This window comes from Blastococcus carthaginiensis (genome assembly GCF_030731085.1).
GTDB lineage: Bacteria > Actinomycetota > Actinomycetes > Mycobacteriales > Geodermatophilaceae > Blastococcus > Blastococcus carthaginiensis.
In genome coordinates, this window is sequence record NZ_JASNFN010000020.1 from 50,333 (window position 1) to 64,334 (window position 14,002).

Annotated in this window: 13 protein-coding genes; 3 read left to right on the plus strand and 10 right to left on the minus strand. The window is 74.9% G+C overall.

Going from position 1 to position 14,002, the window contains the following annotated elements; genetic code table 11:
* Position 1: 1 nt before the first annotated feature.
* The 9 genes from mnhG to QOZ88_RS15920 all read right to left on the minus strand — a co-directional run bounded on the left by mnhG (position 2) and on the right by QOZ88_RS15920 (position 10,547).
* Positions 2 to 418: a monovalent cation/H(+) antiporter subunit G gene (gene mnhG, locus QOZ88_RS15880; protein WP_306000708.1), complete on the minus strand. Its 417-nt coding sequence runs from the start codon at positions 416 to 418 to the stop codon at positions 2 to 4.
* Positions 415 to 744: a monovalent cation/H+ antiporter complex subunit F gene (locus QOZ88_RS15885; RefSeq protein WP_306000709.1), complete on the minus strand. Its 330-nt coding sequence runs from the start codon at positions 742 to 744 to the stop codon at positions 415 to 417. The genes mnhG and QOZ88_RS15885 overlap by 4 nt, the downstream gene beginning before the upstream one ends.
* Positions 741 to 1,319 carry a Na+/H+ antiporter subunit E gene (locus QOZ88_RS15890; RefSeq protein ID WP_306000710.1) on the minus strand — a complete coding sequence of 193 codons (579 nt, stop codon included), beginning with the start codon at positions 1,317 to 1,319 and terminating at the stop codon, positions 741 to 743. The genes QOZ88_RS15885 and QOZ88_RS15890 overlap by 4 nt, the downstream gene beginning before the upstream one ends.
* The gene (locus QOZ88_RS15895) at positions 1,316 to 3,082 is read right to left on the minus strand and encodes a Na+/H+ antiporter subunit D (RefSeq protein WP_306000711.1); all 1,767 of its coding nucleotides are present in this window, start codon (positions 3,080 to 3,082) and stop codon (positions 1,316 to 1,318) included. The genes QOZ88_RS15890 and QOZ88_RS15895 overlap by 4 nt, the downstream gene beginning before the upstream one ends.
* Entirely contained in the window at positions 3,082 to 3,618 is a 537-nt protein-coding gene (locus tag QOZ88_RS15900) for a Na(+)/H(+) antiporter subunit C (protein ID WP_306000712.1), read from the minus strand. Before QOZ88_RS15900 ends, QOZ88_RS15895 begins: the two co-directional genes overlap by 1 nt.
* Positions 3,615 to 6,494, minus strand: coding sequence for a Na+/H+ antiporter subunit A (locus tag QOZ88_RS15905; protein WP_306000713.1), 2,880 nt, complete (start codon positions 6,492 to 6,494; stop codon positions 3,615 to 3,617). Before QOZ88_RS15905 ends, QOZ88_RS15900 begins: the two co-directional genes overlap by 4 nt.
* 320 nt (positions 6,495 to 6,814) lie before the next feature.
* Positions 6,815 to 8,635 (minus strand): ABC-F family ATP-binding cassette domain-containing protein, encoded by a 1,821-nt coding sequence (locus tag QOZ88_RS15910; RefSeq protein ID WP_306000714.1) that lies wholly within the window; start codon positions 8,633 to 8,635, stop codon positions 6,815 to 6,817.
* A gap of 26 nt (positions 8,636 to 8,661) precedes the next feature.
* Positions 8,662 to 9,954: an MFS transporter gene (locus QOZ88_RS15915; RefSeq protein WP_306000715.1), complete on the minus strand. Its 1,293-nt coding sequence runs from the start codon at positions 9,952 to 9,954 to the stop codon at positions 8,662 to 8,664.
* Positions 9,951 to 10,547, minus strand: coding sequence for a helix-turn-helix domain-containing protein (locus QOZ88_RS15920; RefSeq protein ID WP_306000716.1), 597 nt, complete (start codon positions 10,545 to 10,547; stop codon positions 9,951 to 9,953). The genes QOZ88_RS15915 and QOZ88_RS15920 overlap by 4 nt, the downstream gene beginning before the upstream one ends.
* A 189-nt stretch (positions 10,548 to 10,736) precedes the next feature.
* Between QOZ88_RS15920 and QOZ88_RS15925 the strand changes: the two genes are divergently transcribed.
* Genes QOZ88_RS15925 through QOZ88_RS15935 form a run of 3 tightly spaced genes read left to right on the plus strand, consistent with a single transcriptional unit; the run spans position 10,737 to position 13,178 of the window.
* A complete protein-coding gene (locus QOZ88_RS15925; protein WP_306000717.1) occupies positions 10,737 to 11,750 on the plus strand; it encodes a pirin family protein in 1,014 nt (337 codons plus the stop codon).
* A 10-nt stretch (positions 11,751 to 11,760) separates the two neighbouring features.
* The gene (locus tag QOZ88_RS15930; RefSeq protein WP_306000718.1) at positions 11,761 to 12,729 is read left to right on the plus strand and encodes a pirin family protein; all 969 of its coding nucleotides are present in this window, start codon (positions 11,761 to 11,763) and stop codon (positions 12,727 to 12,729) included.
* Between the two features lie 14 nt (positions 12,730 to 12,743).
* Positions 12,744 to 13,178 (plus strand): PPOX class F420-dependent oxidoreductase, encoded by a 435-nt coding sequence (locus tag QOZ88_RS15935; RefSeq protein ID WP_306000719.1) that lies wholly within the window; start codon positions 12,744 to 12,746, stop codon positions 13,176 to 13,178.
* Positions 13,179 to 13,226: 48 nt separating this feature from the next.
* Here the strand turns inward: QOZ88_RS15935 and QOZ88_RS15940 are convergent, their stop codons facing one another.
* Positions 13,227 to 13,985, minus strand: coding sequence for a VOC family protein (locus tag QOZ88_RS15940; RefSeq protein WP_306000720.1), 759 nt, complete (start codon positions 13,983 to 13,985; stop codon positions 13,227 to 13,229).
* Between the last annotated feature and the right edge of the window lie 17 nt (positions 13,986 to 14,002).

The following is a 14,002-nucleotide window of genomic DNA, read 5'->3' on the forward strand; positions in this document are numbered from 1 at the left end:
GTCACCCGCGGTCGCGCTGGTCGGGCGGTGCGTCGGCGGGCTGGTCGCCCGGCGGGTCGTCCGCGTCGGCACCGACCAGGCCGAGGAAGCCCGCCTCGTGCACGACCAGCAGGTCGCGCCGCACGTGCCGGCGCCGGTAGGCGATCCGGCTGATCATGTGCGCACTCACCGGCACGGTGAGCAGCTGCAGCAGCCCGCCGAGCAGCAGCATCCACATCACCGGCGTCCCCACCAGCCGGATCGCGCCGCCCAGCGTGATCAGCAGGACGCCGGCCACCTGCGGCTTCGTGCCGGCGTGCAACCGGGAGATCACGTCGGGGAAGCGCACCAGGCCCACCCCCGCGGCCAGGGCCATGAGCGACCCGAGCAGCAGGCAGCCGATCGCGACCACGTCGAGCACCGTCTGCACCGCCGTCACCGCCCCTCGGTGGACTGCTCGGCGGCCGGGGGCAACCCTGCGCCCTGGCCGTCGTCGTCCCCGGACATCAGCAGCATCCCGCCCACGTAGCGGACCACCGAGACGGCGCCGACGAAGCCCAGCAGCGCCACCACGAGGAGCACGGGCACGACCGCGGAGTCGCGGGCGAGCGCGGCGTAGACCGCGACCCCCGCGGCGATGATCGCCAGCAGCGTCTCGGTGGCGACCACCCGGTCCAGCAGGGAGGGGCCGAGCCAGACGCGCACCACCGCCAGCGCCGCGCCCGCGGAGAGCATCGAGTACGCGGCCACCCAAACCAAGGTCATGTCGTCCTCCCGTCGGAATCCGCCGGAAGTGGCCGCGGCTCGTCCAGCGCGGCGATCTCCCGGGCGCTGCCGAACGCCCGCACCACCCGGTCCTCCACGACCAGCACCTCGGCCCGCTGCCGGTCGACGTCCTCCTCGGTCGCCACCGGCAGCACGTGCACCAGCATCGTCCGGTGCGTGCGGTCGATGTCGAGGACGAGGGAACCGGGCACCAGGCTCAGCGTCTCGGCGATCAGGGTGAGCAGCAGGTCGGAGTCGGTGCGCAGCTCCGCCACGATGACCGCGGACCGCACCCGCCCGCCCGAGCGGACGGCGGCCCACGCGACCTCGACGCTGGAGACCGCCAGGTCACGCAGGAAGAAGCCGAGGAAGGTCAGCACCGCCAGCGGCCGGAACCGGGCGTGCTCGGTGACGCCGGGCAGGGGCAGCACCCGGGTGACGAGCACCGCGACCAGCAGCCCGGAGAGCACGTTCGCCCACGACCAGGTGCCCCACAGCAGCACCCAGATGAGCACCAGCCAGGCGATGAGCGGCAGCTGGCGGGCACGGCGGCCGACGAGGGCGTCGGGGCTCACGGCACGTCCTCCGCCGAGCTCGCGGGGCCCTCGCCGTAGACGGCCTCCACGTACGGGGTGCGGTTGAGCAGGTCGGTGGCCGCCCGGTCGGCCAGCGCGTAGAGCGGCCCCGCCAGGAACGTGAGCGCCACGCTCACCGCCACCAGGCCGGCGGTCGCTCCCAGCAACCCCCGGGGCAGCCGCTCGCGGTCGTCCAGGCTCTCCTCCGTCGGCTCGGGCTCCGGGCCCGGGGTGCCGGTGGCGAGCGCGACCTGGCGCTGCCACGCGGCGTCCCGCGTCCCGCGCCGGGTCGAGCCCAGCCCCGACCGCGACGACCCGCGCGGCTCCGGCCCGCCCGCAGCGCCGTGCTCGTCGCCGGCCGCGCCGCTGCCCGTGCCGTCGTCCGCACCGGTGCCCGGCCCGCTGTCGGCGGCCGCGTCGGCCGGCGTCTCCAGGTGCTCGGCTTGCGTCGGCGGCCGCCAGAACGCCCGCGACCACACCCGGCTGACCGCGACGAGCGTCAGCAGGCTGGTGACCACCCCCGCGGCCACGAGCAGCCCCGGCAGCACCCCACCGGCCGAGACGCCGGCCTGCAGCAGCCCGAGCTTGCCGAGGAAGCCCGACATGGGCGGGATGCCCGCGAGGTTCAGCGCCGGCACCAGGTACAGGACGGCGAGCAGGGGCGAGGCCGCGGCCAGACCGCCCAGCCGGGCGACCGTCGTGCTGCCGCCCTGGCGCTCGACCAGCCCGGCCACGAGGAACAGCGTCGCCTGGATGACGATGTGGTGGACCACGTAAAAGATCGCCCCGGCCAGCCCCGCCTCGGTGGAGAGCGCGATCCCGAACACCATGTAGCCGATGTGGCTGACCAGCGTGAACGAGAGCATGCGGCGCAGGTCGGTCTGGGCGATGGCGCCCAGGATGCCGACGACCATCGTGGCCAGCGCGGCGCACATCAGCAGGGTGTCCAGCGCACCGCCGGGGAACAGCAGCGTCTGGGTGCGGATGATCGCGTAGACGCCGACCTTGGTGAGCAGCCCGGCGAAGACGGCGGTGACCGGTGCGGGCGCGGTCGGGTAGCTGTCGGGCAGCCACGCCGACAGCGGGAAGACCGCGGCCTTGATGCCGAAGGCGACCAGCAGCATCCCGTGCAGCAGCATCCGCGTGCCGTCGGGGATGTCTCCCAGGCGCAGTGCCAGCTGCGCCAGGTTGGTCGTCCCGGTGGCCGCGTAGACCAGGCCGATCGCAGCCAGGAAGAGCAGCGAGCTCATCAGGCTGACGATGATGTAGGTGATGCCGCCGCGGATGCGGGGCGCCGTGCCGCCGAGGGTCAGCAGCACGTAGCTCGCGGTGAGCAGCACCTCGAAGCCGACGTAGAGGTTGAACAGGTCGCCGGCCAGGAAGGCGAAGCCCACCCCCGCCATCAGCACGAGGAAGGTGGGGTGGAACACCGAGACCGGCGAGCTGTGCGGCCCGTCGGCGACGCCCTGGCCCACGGAGAACAGCAGCACCCCGAGCCCGACGGTCGAGGCGACCACGATCATCAGCGCCGACAGCCGGTCGACGACCAGCATGATCGCCTGCGGTACCGGCCAGTCGCCCACGGCCACCGCCACCGCGCCGTTGGCGTCGGCGAGCACGAGCATCGCCACCGCCACGCCGAGCACGGTGCCGATGGCCGCCAGGCTGACCAGCCGCTGCACCCGCGGATAGCGCCTGAGCAGCAGCGACAGCGCGGCACCGAGCAGCGGGACGAGCACCGGCACCGGCGCCAGGACGCGCATCACCTCGTCCGCCCGCGGGTCGGGGGCAGGTCGACGTCGTCGGAGGCGGTGTCGGGAAAGCGCCGCGCCAGCTGCGCCTCCGGGTCGGGCGGTCCGCCGACGACGTCGCCCATCGCCCGGTCCTCGGGGTCCAGGTGGACCGGGTCGATGTCGTCGGGGTCCATCGCGTCGGCGTGCCGGGGGCTCCGCGCGGCGACCCGGCGGTCCTCCTCGTCGGTGTGCACGACCTCCTGGCGGACCAGCCGCCACGAGCGGTGGATGACCGCCAGCAGGAACGCCGAGATCCCGAAGGTGATGACGATCGCGGTGAGGACGAGCGCCTGCGGGAGCGGATCGCTGATCTCCCCGGGACCGGCGTGACCGAGGATCGGTGCCTCCCCGGCCGGGCCGCCGGACGACAGCAGCAGCACGTTGGTGGCGTTGCCCAGCAGCAGGAACCCGAGCAGGACGCGGGTGAGGCTGCGGTCGAGCAGCAGGTAGACGCCGGCGGCGTACAGGCCGGCGATGACCACGGGCAGGACGACGGTGGGGGTCACCGTGCGATCACCTCCTCGGCGGCGGGGTCGCGGTCCTCGCCCTCCTCCTCCTGGCGGTCCAGCTCGGCGCCCAGGCTGCGCAGCACGTCGAGGACCAGCCCCACCACGACGAGGTAGACCCCCATGTCGAAGAAGAGCGCCGTCACCAGGGTCACGTGGCCGAGCACCGGCAGGGTGGCCTCGAAGAACGCCGTCTCGAGCACCTGCGCGCCCAGCGCCAGCCCCACCACCCCGGTGCCGCCGGAGAGCAGCAGACCGAGCCCCAGCAGGACGCCGGGATCGACCGGCGCGGCCTCGCCCAGCTCGTACCGCCCGCCGGCCAGGTAGCGGAGCACCAGCGCGAGCCCGGCCACCAGCCCGCCGGCGAACCCGCCGCCGGGCGCGTTGTGCCCGGCGAACAGCAGGTACACCGAGAGCACGAGGACGGCGTGGAACAGCAGCCGGGTGACCACCTCGAAGATCAGCGAGCGCCGGCGCGGGGAGAGCGTCGAGGTGGCGGCCAGCCACTGCGCCCGCGGTGCCCGGCGGCCGTGCGGCACCCGCTGCTCGTCCTCGGCGGTGGCCCGCGCGAGCGCCCCGGCCCGGCCGCGCAGGAAGACCAGGCTGGCCACCCCGGTCGCGGCGACGACGAGGACGGAGATCTCGCCGAAGGTGTCCCACGCGCGGATGTCCACCAGCGTGACGTTCACGATGTTGTCGCCGTGGGCCTCCCGGGCCAGCTCCGGGTACTCCACCGACACCGGTGGCGCCTCCCGGGCGGCGAGGGCCACCGCGCTGGCCACGCCCATGAAAACCCCGACCGCCGTCGCCACCACGCCGCGGCTCCAGCGGGTGCGGGCGCGGGAGCTCCCGCCGACCTCGAGCGGCAGCTTGCGCAGCACCAGGACGAAGGCGACGAGGGTGACCGACTCGATGAGCACCTGGGTCAGGGCGAGGTCGGGCGCCCCGTGCACGACGAAGAGGACGGCCAGGCCGTACCCGGTGAGCCCGACGACGACGGCGGCGGCCAGGCGCTGGTGGATGCGCACGGCGAGCACCGCGGCCACCAGCACCAGAGCCCCGGTGATCGCCTGGAGCGGGTTGTCCCAGGCCCGCCACTCCGCGGGCCAGACACCCCGGACGAGGAGGAGACCCCCGGGCAGGGCGAGCACCGTGACCAGGATGACGCCGAGGTAGACCGGCAGCGAGCCGCGCTGGGTGGACCCGGTTACCACGACGGCCAGCCGGTCGAGCCCCTGGAGGACGTTCCAGTACCCGGTGTCCGCGGAGACCGGGACGCCCACCCGGCGCTGCAGCCGCCAGACCGGGCGGCGGGCCAGGAACAGCGCCGCACCGGTGAGCAGGGTGACCGCGGAGAGGGCGAGGGCCGGGGTGAGGCCGTGCCACAGCGCCAGGTGCTCCTCCTCGGGCAGCAGCTGCGGCAGTGGCTCGGTGGCAGCGGCGACGAGCGGGTCGAGGGCGGACGCCGCCAGCCCGCCGGCGAGGCCGGCCAGCGCCAGCACCACGGGCGCGGTGAGGAACAGCGGCCCCGGCGGGTGCTCGAGCTCCTCGGGCGCGGTCGCCGGCAGGTCGGGCTTGCGGGCGAACGCGCCCCAGAGGAAGCGGGCGGTGTAGGCGACGGTCAGCACCGAGCCGACGACGAGCCCGACCAGCACGACGGTGGCGGCGGTCCGGTCGGGCAGGGCGCCGTCCCACAGCGCGGTGAAGGCCGCCTCCTTGCCGACGAAGCCGATCAGCGGTGGCAGGCCGGCCATGGACGCCGAGGCGAGGACCGCGGCGGTGGCGAGCACCGGGAGCCGGCGCCCCATCCCGGAGAGCTCCCGCATGTCCCGCGTCCCGGTGGCGTGGTCGAGCACCCCGACGGAGAGGAAGAGGGTGGACTTGAAGAGCCCGTGGGCCAGCACCATGGCCAGCCCGGCCTTCCCCAGCGCCGCGCTGCCGCCGCCCACCAGGGTGAGCAGGAAGCCCAGCTGGCTGACCGTCCCGAACGCGAGCAGCAGCTTCAGGTCGAACTGGCGCAGTGCCCGGTAGCCGCCGACCAGCATCGTGGTGACGCCGACGCCGAGGACGACGAACCGCCAGCCCGGGACGTCGGCGTACCCGGGCGCCAGCCGGGCGACCAGGTAGATGCCGGCCTTCACCATGGCCGCGGCGTGCAGGTAGGCGCTGACCGGCGTCGGCGCCTGCATGGCCGCGGGCAGCCAGAAGTGGAAGGGCACCATGGCCGACTTGGTGAGCGCGCCGAGCAGCACCAGCAGCACGCCGCCGACGACGAGGCCGCCGTCGCCCGGCGCGGCGACGATCTCCGACAGCAGCGTGCTGCCGGCCGCCTGCGACAGCAGGATCAACCCGGCCAGCATCGCCAGGCCGCCCGCCGTGGTGAGGATCAGCGCCTGGCCCGCGGCCCGCCGGCCGGCCACCTTGGCGCCGGAGTCGCCGATCAGCAGGTAGGAGAAGACGGTGGTCAGCTCCCAGAACACGTAGAGCAGGAAGACGTCGTCGGCCAGGACCAGGCCGAGCATCGCCCCGGCGAACGCCGTGAGCTGGCCGGCGAGCCGTCCGGACCCTTCGTCCTCGGGCTCCACGTAGCGGGCGCAGTAGACGAGCACCAGCGCCCCGACGCCGGTGACCAGGCCGGCGAAGATCAGTGCCAGCGCGTCCAGCCGCAGGGCCACCGACAGGTCGAGCGCGGGGACCCACGGGACGGTCTCGGTGATCTCCCCGCCGTCGAGCACCGTGGGCAGCCGGGTCAGCGCCCACGCCAGGCCGGCGGCCGGGACGAGCGCGAGGGCCAGGAAGGCCTGCCGGCCCCACCACCGCACGAGCACCGGCGCGGCGAGCGCCGCGACGACGTGCGCGAGCAGCAGCAGGATCACGGATCTCCAGGTGGCACGGCGGTCTCGGGACGCGCGCGCGCCCGATCGGGCAGTACCGCCGTCCCACCGCGGCGAAACTCAGCGCCCCGGCGTCACCAGCCCGCTCTCGTGGGCGGACGCGACGACCTGCACCCGGTCGCCCCGGCCACGATCAGGGTCCCTGATCATGGAGCGTCCTCCCTCACGGTGTGCGGTGAGGGAGGACGCGCCGCGGTGCGGGAGGACGGCGTCCGGCGGCGACGGCGGTGGGAGCGGGCGGCCGGCGACGGCGGTCCCGCGCGAAGACGACGATGGCGGTCACGGCGGCCGGACGGCGACCGTCAGCCCTCCGCGGTCTCCGCAGCGGCCAGCCACTCCTCCTCGACCTGCTCCTTCTCCGCCTGCAGCTCCTTGAGCCGGGCGTCGAGCTCGGCGGCCTTCGCGTAGTCGGTGGCCGCCGCGGCCAGCTGCTCGTGCAGCTTCTTCTCGTCGGCGTCCAGCTTGAGCATCCGCCGCTCCAGCTTGGCCGCCTCCTTCTTGGCCGCCCGCGCCTCCGCCGCCGACACCGCGGGGGCCGCGGTGGAGGGCGCACCGACCGGCCGCGGGCCGTCGCTCCCGGCCGCCGTGGTCAGCGGGGCACCGCCGGCGGCGCGGCGGCGCAGGTACTCCTCCACCCCGCCAGGGAGCTCGGCCAGCGTCCCGTCGCCGAGCAGCGCGACCACCTTGTCGCACACCCGGTCGACGAAGTAGCGGTCGTGGCTCACCACCAGCACGGTGCCGGGGAAGCTGTCGAGCAGGTCCTCCAGCGCGGTGAGGGTGTCGATGTCCAGGTCGTTGGTCGGCTCGTCGAGGACCAGCACGTTCGGCTCGGCCATGAGCAGCCGCAGCAGCTGGAGCCGCCGCCGCTCGCCGCCGGAGAGGTCGCCGACCGGCGTCCACTGCCGGTTCGCGGCGAAGCCGAACCGCTCGGCCAGCGACGAGGCGGAGATCTCCTGGTTGCCGATGCGGGCGACGCGGGCGACCTCCTGCACCGCCTCAACCACGCGCAGCGTCCGGGGCAGCTCGGTGACGTGCTGCGACAGGTAGGCCGGCGCCACGGTCTGCCCGACGACGACGGTCCCCGAGTCGGGTTGCGTCTCCCCCACCAGCAGCTTGAGCAGCGACGTCTTGCCCGCGCCGTTGACCCCGACGATGCCGATCCGGTCGCCGGGGCCCACGTGCCAGGTCAGGTCCCGGAACAGGGGCCGCGGGCCCTCCTCGGTGGGGACGGCGTAGTCGACGTCCTCGACGTCGTAGACGGTCTTGCCCAGACGCCGGGCGGCGAAGCCCTTCAGCGCCATCGAGTCCCGCGCCGGCGGCTCGTCGGCGATCAGCGCCTGGGCGGCCTCGATGCGGAACTTCGGCTTGCTGGTGCGGGCGGGCGGGCCGCGCCGCAGCCAGGCCAGCTCCTTGCGCACCAGGTTCAGCCGGCGCTCCTCGGTGACCGAGGCGATCCGCGCGCGCTCGGCCCGGGCCAGCGTGTAGGCCGAGTAGCCGCCCTCGTAGGAGTGGACGTTCCCGTCGGCGACCTCCCACGTGGTCGTGCAGACCTCGTCGAGGAACCAGCGATCGTGGGTGACGACGACCATGCCGCCGCTGCGCTGCTTCACGTACTCGGCGAGCCAGGCCACGCCCTCGACGTCGAGGTGGTTCGTGGGCTCGTCGAGCACGAGCAGGTCCAGCGGCCGGATGAGCTGGGCGGCCAGCGCCACGCGCCGCCGCTCGCCACCGGACATGGGGGCGACCGGGGCGTCGAGGCCCAGTCGGTCGAGCTCCAGGCCGGTGAGCACCGAGCGGACGGCGGGGTCGCCGGCCCACTCGTGCTCGGCGGCGAACATCGACGGCGGCAGCACGACGTCGCGCACCGTCGTCCCCGGTGGGAGGGTGCCGGACTGGTCGAGCACGCCCATCGCGAGGTCGCCGCGGCGGGTCACGCGGCCGGAGTCCGGGTCGTCGGCACCGGTGATCAGCGACAGCAGCGTGCTCTTGCCGCCGCCGTTGCGGCCGACGATGCCGATCCGCTCGCCGGCGGCGACGCCGAGCGAGACGTCGTCGAGGATCACGGTGGTGCCGTGCGCCTTGTGCACCCGCTCGAGGTTGACCAGGTTGAGGGGCGCGCTCATCGGCTGCTCGGATAAGTCATGGGCCCTCAGTATCCGACGGGCGCCTCCTCCGGGACCACGGCGGCCCCGGACGCGGTCGACCGCGGCAGCCGCAGGCAGGCCAGGACGCCGAGCGCGACGACGACCCCGACGGCCAGGAAGGCCCCCTCCAGCCCGGCCGCGGCGACCACCGGCGGGATCGCCAGGTTGCCGGCGATGCCGCCGAGCGCCAGGGCCAGGGACATCGCCGAGACGGCGGTGGCCCGGTGCGCGGCGGCCGCCCGCGTGTGCAGCACGGCGCTGAGCAGCGGCCAGGCCGAGCCGTGCGCGAGGTACTGCAGCACGAAGCCGGTGGCGGCCACGGCGAGCAGGTCGGGGCCGGCCAGCGTGGCCAGCGCCACGCCGCCGAGGAGGGAGAGCACCGCGCAGGCAGCCCGGGTGGACCCGCGCAGCAGGCGCCGCAGCGCGGGCGCGGCCACGGCACCGAGCGCGGCCGCGGCGAAGGAGCCGGCCAGGACGACGCCGTAGACGGCCGCACCGTCGTCGCGGTCGCCCGCCAGCTCGCTGAACCGCACGGGGCCCAGCAGCTCGCACGCCACCAGCCCGGCCCCGCCGATGCCGGTGAGCAGCAGGACCACCCGCATCGGCCCGTCGGTGACCGACAGCCGCACGGCCGCGCCCACCGCCGCCGGCACCGCGCGCAGCCCGCTCCCCAACGCGGCACGGGCGCTGCCCTGCCGAGGGGGCCGGACCTCGGTCAGCAGCCGCAGCACGGCCACCACGTAGACGACGTCCAGCACCGCGGCGCCGAGGTAGGGCAGCGCCAGCCCCGCCGCCCCCGAGCTCCCGGCCAGCGCCGGGAGGAACCCGCCGGCCACCGCGCCGACCGCGAGGCTCGCCCCGTCGGCGGCCGAGTGCTTCGCCAGGCCGGGGGCGACGTCGGCGCCGGGCTCCAGCCGGTGCACGGTGTCCACGTACCAGGCCTCGACCGGGCCGGAGTCCAGCACACGCCCGAGCCCGAGCGCCAGGATGCCGACCAGGAACCCGGCGAAGGACGTCGCCGTCGCGAACAGCAGGCAGGAGACGAGGTGCAGCACCGCCCCGGCGATCACGACCGGGCGGCGGCCGAGGACGTCGGCCAGCCCGCCGGTGGGCAGCTCCAGCGCCACGACGACGGCGCCGTGCACGGTGAACAGGACGCCGATCTCGCCCAGTGTGAGGCCGCGCGCCTGCGCGAGCAGGACCGTGATCGGCGTGGTGAGCCCCACCGGCAGCCAGCGCAGCGCCGTCAGGCCGACCAGCCGCCGGGTGGCGGAGCGGATCGTCCCGGGCGGAGTCACAGCGGGTCCCGCACCGGGACGATGTCGACGAGCGCGAACACCAGCTCGGTCCCCTCGGCCGGCGTGGCCGCCGGGTGCTCGTCCATCCAGCGCTCCAGCACGGCACCGAGCTCGTCGGCCAGCGCCCGTGCCTGGTCGGGGCGGACGCGGACGACGTAGTCGCTCATCGATGCCGCGGCCTTCCACTCCGGGCCCAGGTCGGCCTCCTGCGCCTGCCAGGCGTCGAGCACCCGGGCGTGCACGTCGAGCTGCAGGCGGGTCATCTCGTCCTGGACCTCCGTGCCGCCCTCCTGGGCCTGGAGGTCGGAACGCTGCCAGCTGGTCATCCGGTGCCGGGCCCGCCACCAGCGCTCGCGACCGCTCCCCTGGCCCTCCACCTCCTCGACGAAGCCGTGGGCCGCGAGCTGGCGCAGGTGGTAGCTCGTCGACCCGCTGCTCTCCCCCACCGCGCGGGCCAGCCCGCTGGCCGTCGCCGGGCCGTGCAGGCGCAGAAGGCCGAGCAGGCGGTTGCGCAGCGGGTGCGACAGCGCGCGCAGGGCGCGGACGTCGGTCACCTGGACGGCCGGCTCCGGAGGTTCGGGTAGACGGGTCACAGCCGGAGGCTAGGAGCGCAAAGAGTTGTTTGCAAAGACTTCTTTGCATCTTGCCGCCACGACCACCCGCGACCGCCGACCGGCGCCGCCGGACCACCGGGGTGGATGCCTCCGGGGCGCAGGGGAAGACGCCGGGCGCTCCCGGGGTTAGGCTCACCGCTAGTTGAGCTCTCAACCAAGGAGGCCGGCATGCCTGCCGTGACCGTCGAGGACACCACCACCCTGCCGCGGGTCCCGCTGCCCGCCCCCCGCACGGTGCGTCGCCGCACCCGGTCGGTGACGACGGCGCCGTCCGGCTTCGAGGGCGAGGGCTTCCCGGTGCGCCGCGCTTTCGCCGGCGTCGACCTGCGCGCGCTCGACCCGTTCATCCACATGGACCAGATGGGCGAGGTCGAGTACGCCCCCGGCGAGCCCAAGGGCACCAGCTGGCACCCGCACCGCGGCTTCGAGACCGTCACCTACCTCATCGACGGCACCTTCGAGCACGCCGACTCCCACGGCGGTGGCGGCACGATCAGCAACGGCGACACCCAGTGGATGACCGCCGGCGGCGGCGTCCTGCACATCGAGCGGCCGCCGGAGCAGCTCGTGATGAGCGGCGGCCTGTTCCACGGGCTCCAGCTCTGGGTCAACCTGCCCAAGGCGCAGAAGTGGGTCGAGCCGCGCTACCAGGACCTGCGCGCCCAGGAGTCGGTGCTGCTGGCCAGCCCGGACGCCGGCGCGCTGCTGCGGGTGATCGCCGGCGACGTCGGCGGGCACACCGGCCCGGGGTCGACGTACACCCCGATGGCGATGGTGCACGCGACCGTGGCCCCCGGCGCGACGCTGGACCTGCCCTGGCGGCCGGACTTCAACGCGCTCGTCTACGTGCTCTCCGGCGCCGGCTCGGTCGGCATCGACGGCGCCCCGGTGCGCACCGGCCAGCTCGCGGTGCTCGGCCCCGGCGACACGGTGACCGTGCGCGGGGCGGTGCGCCAGGAGTCACGCACGCCGGCGCTCGACGTCGTCATCCTGGGCGGCGCCCCCATCCGCGAGCCGATCGCCATGTACGGCCCATTCGTGATGAACACCCGGCAGGAGGTCGCGGACGCCTTCACCGACTTCCAGGCCGGCCGGCTCGGGTCGATCCCGGCACAGCGCGTCGAGGGACCGGTTCCCCACGCCGGCGTCCGGGGTGAGACTGCTGGGGACGACGAGCAGTAGGAGCCGCGCCATGAGCAACCTGGAACCGCGTCCACCGGCCCGCGACATGGGCGGGCTCGCAGGCACCACCGCCGGTCCCGCGCTGGACCTGCTCGCGGGCAAGGAGGTGCTGCTCGGCGAGAGCACCCGCGTGCGCCGGCTGCTGCCGACGCTCGGGCGGCGGATGGTCGGCGCCTGGGTGTTCGTCGACCACTACGGCCCCGACGACATCACCTCCTCCCCCGGCATGCAGGTGCCGCCGCACCCGCACACCGGCCTGCAGACGGTGTCCTGGCTGCTCCACGGCGAGGTGCACCACCGCGACTCGCTGGGCAGCGACGTGCGGTTCCGCCCCGGCGAGCTGGCGCTGATGACGGCGGGGCACGGCATCGCCCACTCCGAGCAGTCGCCGGCCACCCACCCGCGGTTCCTGCACGGAGCCCAGCTGTGGGTGGCGTTGCCCGAGGGCGATCGCGAGGTGGCCCCGCACTTCGAGCACCACGCGCAGCTGCCGGGCTTCAGCTCCGACGGGCTCAGCGCGACGGTGCTCATGGGCTCCTTCGGCGGGGTGACCTCACCGGGGCGGGCGTACACCCCGCTGGTCGGCGTCGACCTGGACCTCGCCGACGGCGCCGACGTCGAGGTGCCCCTGGAACCGGACTTCGAGCACGGGCTGCTGACCTCCTCGGGTTCGGTGTCGGTCGACGGCGTCCCGCTCGAACCGGGCGCGATGCTCTACCTCGGCACCGGACGGCGGACGCTCCGGGTGCGCGCGGGTGCGGCGTCCCGGCTGCTGCTGCTCGGTGGCGAGCCGTTCGAGGAGCGCCTCGTCATGTGGTGGAACTTCGTCGGCCGGTCGGGCGAGGAGATCGCCGAGTACGCCGCGCAGTGGAACGCCGAGTCCCGGCGCTTCGGCACGGTCGTCGGCTACGACGGCGACCGGCTGGAGGCCCCGCCGCTGCCGCCGGTCGCGCTCCGGCCGCGCGGCCGCGTCCGCTGAGGCAGGCTGCGAGCATGACCGACTCCCCCGGACCCGACCCGCGGCTGCTGCAGTTCGTCGCCGAGCAGCGCTGGGGCGTGCTCGCCACGATCAAGCGCGACGGCCGGCCGCAGCTGTCCAACGTCGGCTACGCCTGGGACGACGGCCTCGTCCGCGTCTCGGTGACCGCCGACCGCGCGAAGACCCGCAACCTGCAGCGCGACCCCCGGGTGACGCTGCACGTGGCGTCGAAGGACTTCTGGACGTGGGTCGCCGTCGAGGGCACCGCCGAGCTCACCCCGGTGGCGCAGGACCCGCACGACGCCGCCGTCGAGGAGCTCATCGCCTACTACCGCGGCGTCTCCGGCGAGCACGAGGACTGGGACGAGTACCGGGCCGCGATGGTCGCCGACCGGCGCCTGGTCGTCCGGTTCCGCCCCGAGCACGCGTACGGCCAGCTGCCGTCCTGACCCCGGCGGCGCCGGTGCGCCCCGTTCGCACCGGCTGCCGGGCAGGGGTCACCCGGCGGGGACCTCCATCACGGAGAACGACGCGCCCCACGGGTCGGCGACGACCGCGAACCGGCCGTACTCGGTGTCCTCGGCCGGGAGCAGCACCTTCCCGCCCGCGGCCGTCACCGTGGCGACCGCGCCGTCGGTCGAGCTCACCGCGAAGCAGGTCGACCAGCCCTTCGGCGCCCCGGGGACGACGCCGCCGAGGCCGCCCAGCGGGTCGCCGCCGGTGGCGAAGGTCGTGTAGCCCTCCGCGCCGGGGATCTCCTCGAAGCGGAACCCGAAGACCGCGGTGTAGAACTCCCGGGCCGCCGCCGGGTCGTCCGCCGCGAGCTCGTTCCAGACCAGCGAGCCGGGCTCGTTGTAGCGCTGCACACCGGTGTGCTCACCGGACTGCCACAGCCCGAACGGGTTCCCCTGCGGGTCGAGCGCGATGACCATCGTGCCCATCGGCCCGACCTCCATCGGCTCCACCACCACCGTCCCGCCCGCATCCCGGATGCGGGCGGCCGCGACGGCCGCGTCGTCGCTCGCGAAGTACGTGGTCCACCGGGGCGGGTCGTCCGGGTCCATCTGCGGGCCCAGCCCGGCCACCTGCCGCCCGTCCTTCTCGGCGTTCAGGTAGCCGCCGAAATCGGGGTCACCGCCGGTGTACTGCCAGCCCAGCAGCTCGCCGTAGAACTGCCTCGCCGCCTCCAGGTCGGCGGCGCCGTAGTCGACCCAGCAGGGGGTGCCGGGCGGCCAGGGGGTCTCTCGAGTGGGCATGGTTGCCTCCTCCTGTT

What these genes read in the sequence shown, in the direction of transcription:
- QOZ88_RS15885 (WP_306000709.1), bottom strand. Translation starts at nt 744, where the DNA reads ATGACCTTGGTTTGGGTGGCCGCGTACTCGATGCTCTCCGCGGGCGCG.
- QOZ88_RS15895 (WP_306000711.1), bottom strand. Translation starts at nt 3,082, where the DNA reads ATGCGCGTCCTGGCGCCGGTGCCGGTGCTCGTCCCGCTGCTCGGTGCC.
- QOZ88_RS15910 (WP_306000714.1), bottom strand. Translation starts at nt 8,635, where the DNA reads ATGAGCGCGCCCCTCAACCTGGTCAACCTCGAGCGGGTGCACAAGGCG.
- QOZ88_RS15925 (WP_306000717.1), top strand. Translation starts at nt 10,737, where the DNA reads ATGCCTGCCGTGACCGTCGAGGACACCACCACCCTGCCGCGGGTCCCG.
- QOZ88_RS15930 (WP_306000718.1), top strand. Translation starts at nt 11,761, where the DNA reads ATGAGCAACCTGGAACCGCGTCCACCGGCCCGCGACATGGGCGGGCTC.
- QOZ88_RS15935 (WP_306000719.1), top strand. Translation starts at nt 12,744, where the DNA reads ATGACCGACTCCCCCGGACCCGACCCGCGGCTGCTGCAGTTCGTCGCC.
- QOZ88_RS15940 (WP_306000720.1), bottom strand. Translation starts at nt 13,985, where the DNA reads ATGCCCACTCGAGAGACCCCCTGGCCGCCCGGCACCCCCTGCTGGGTC.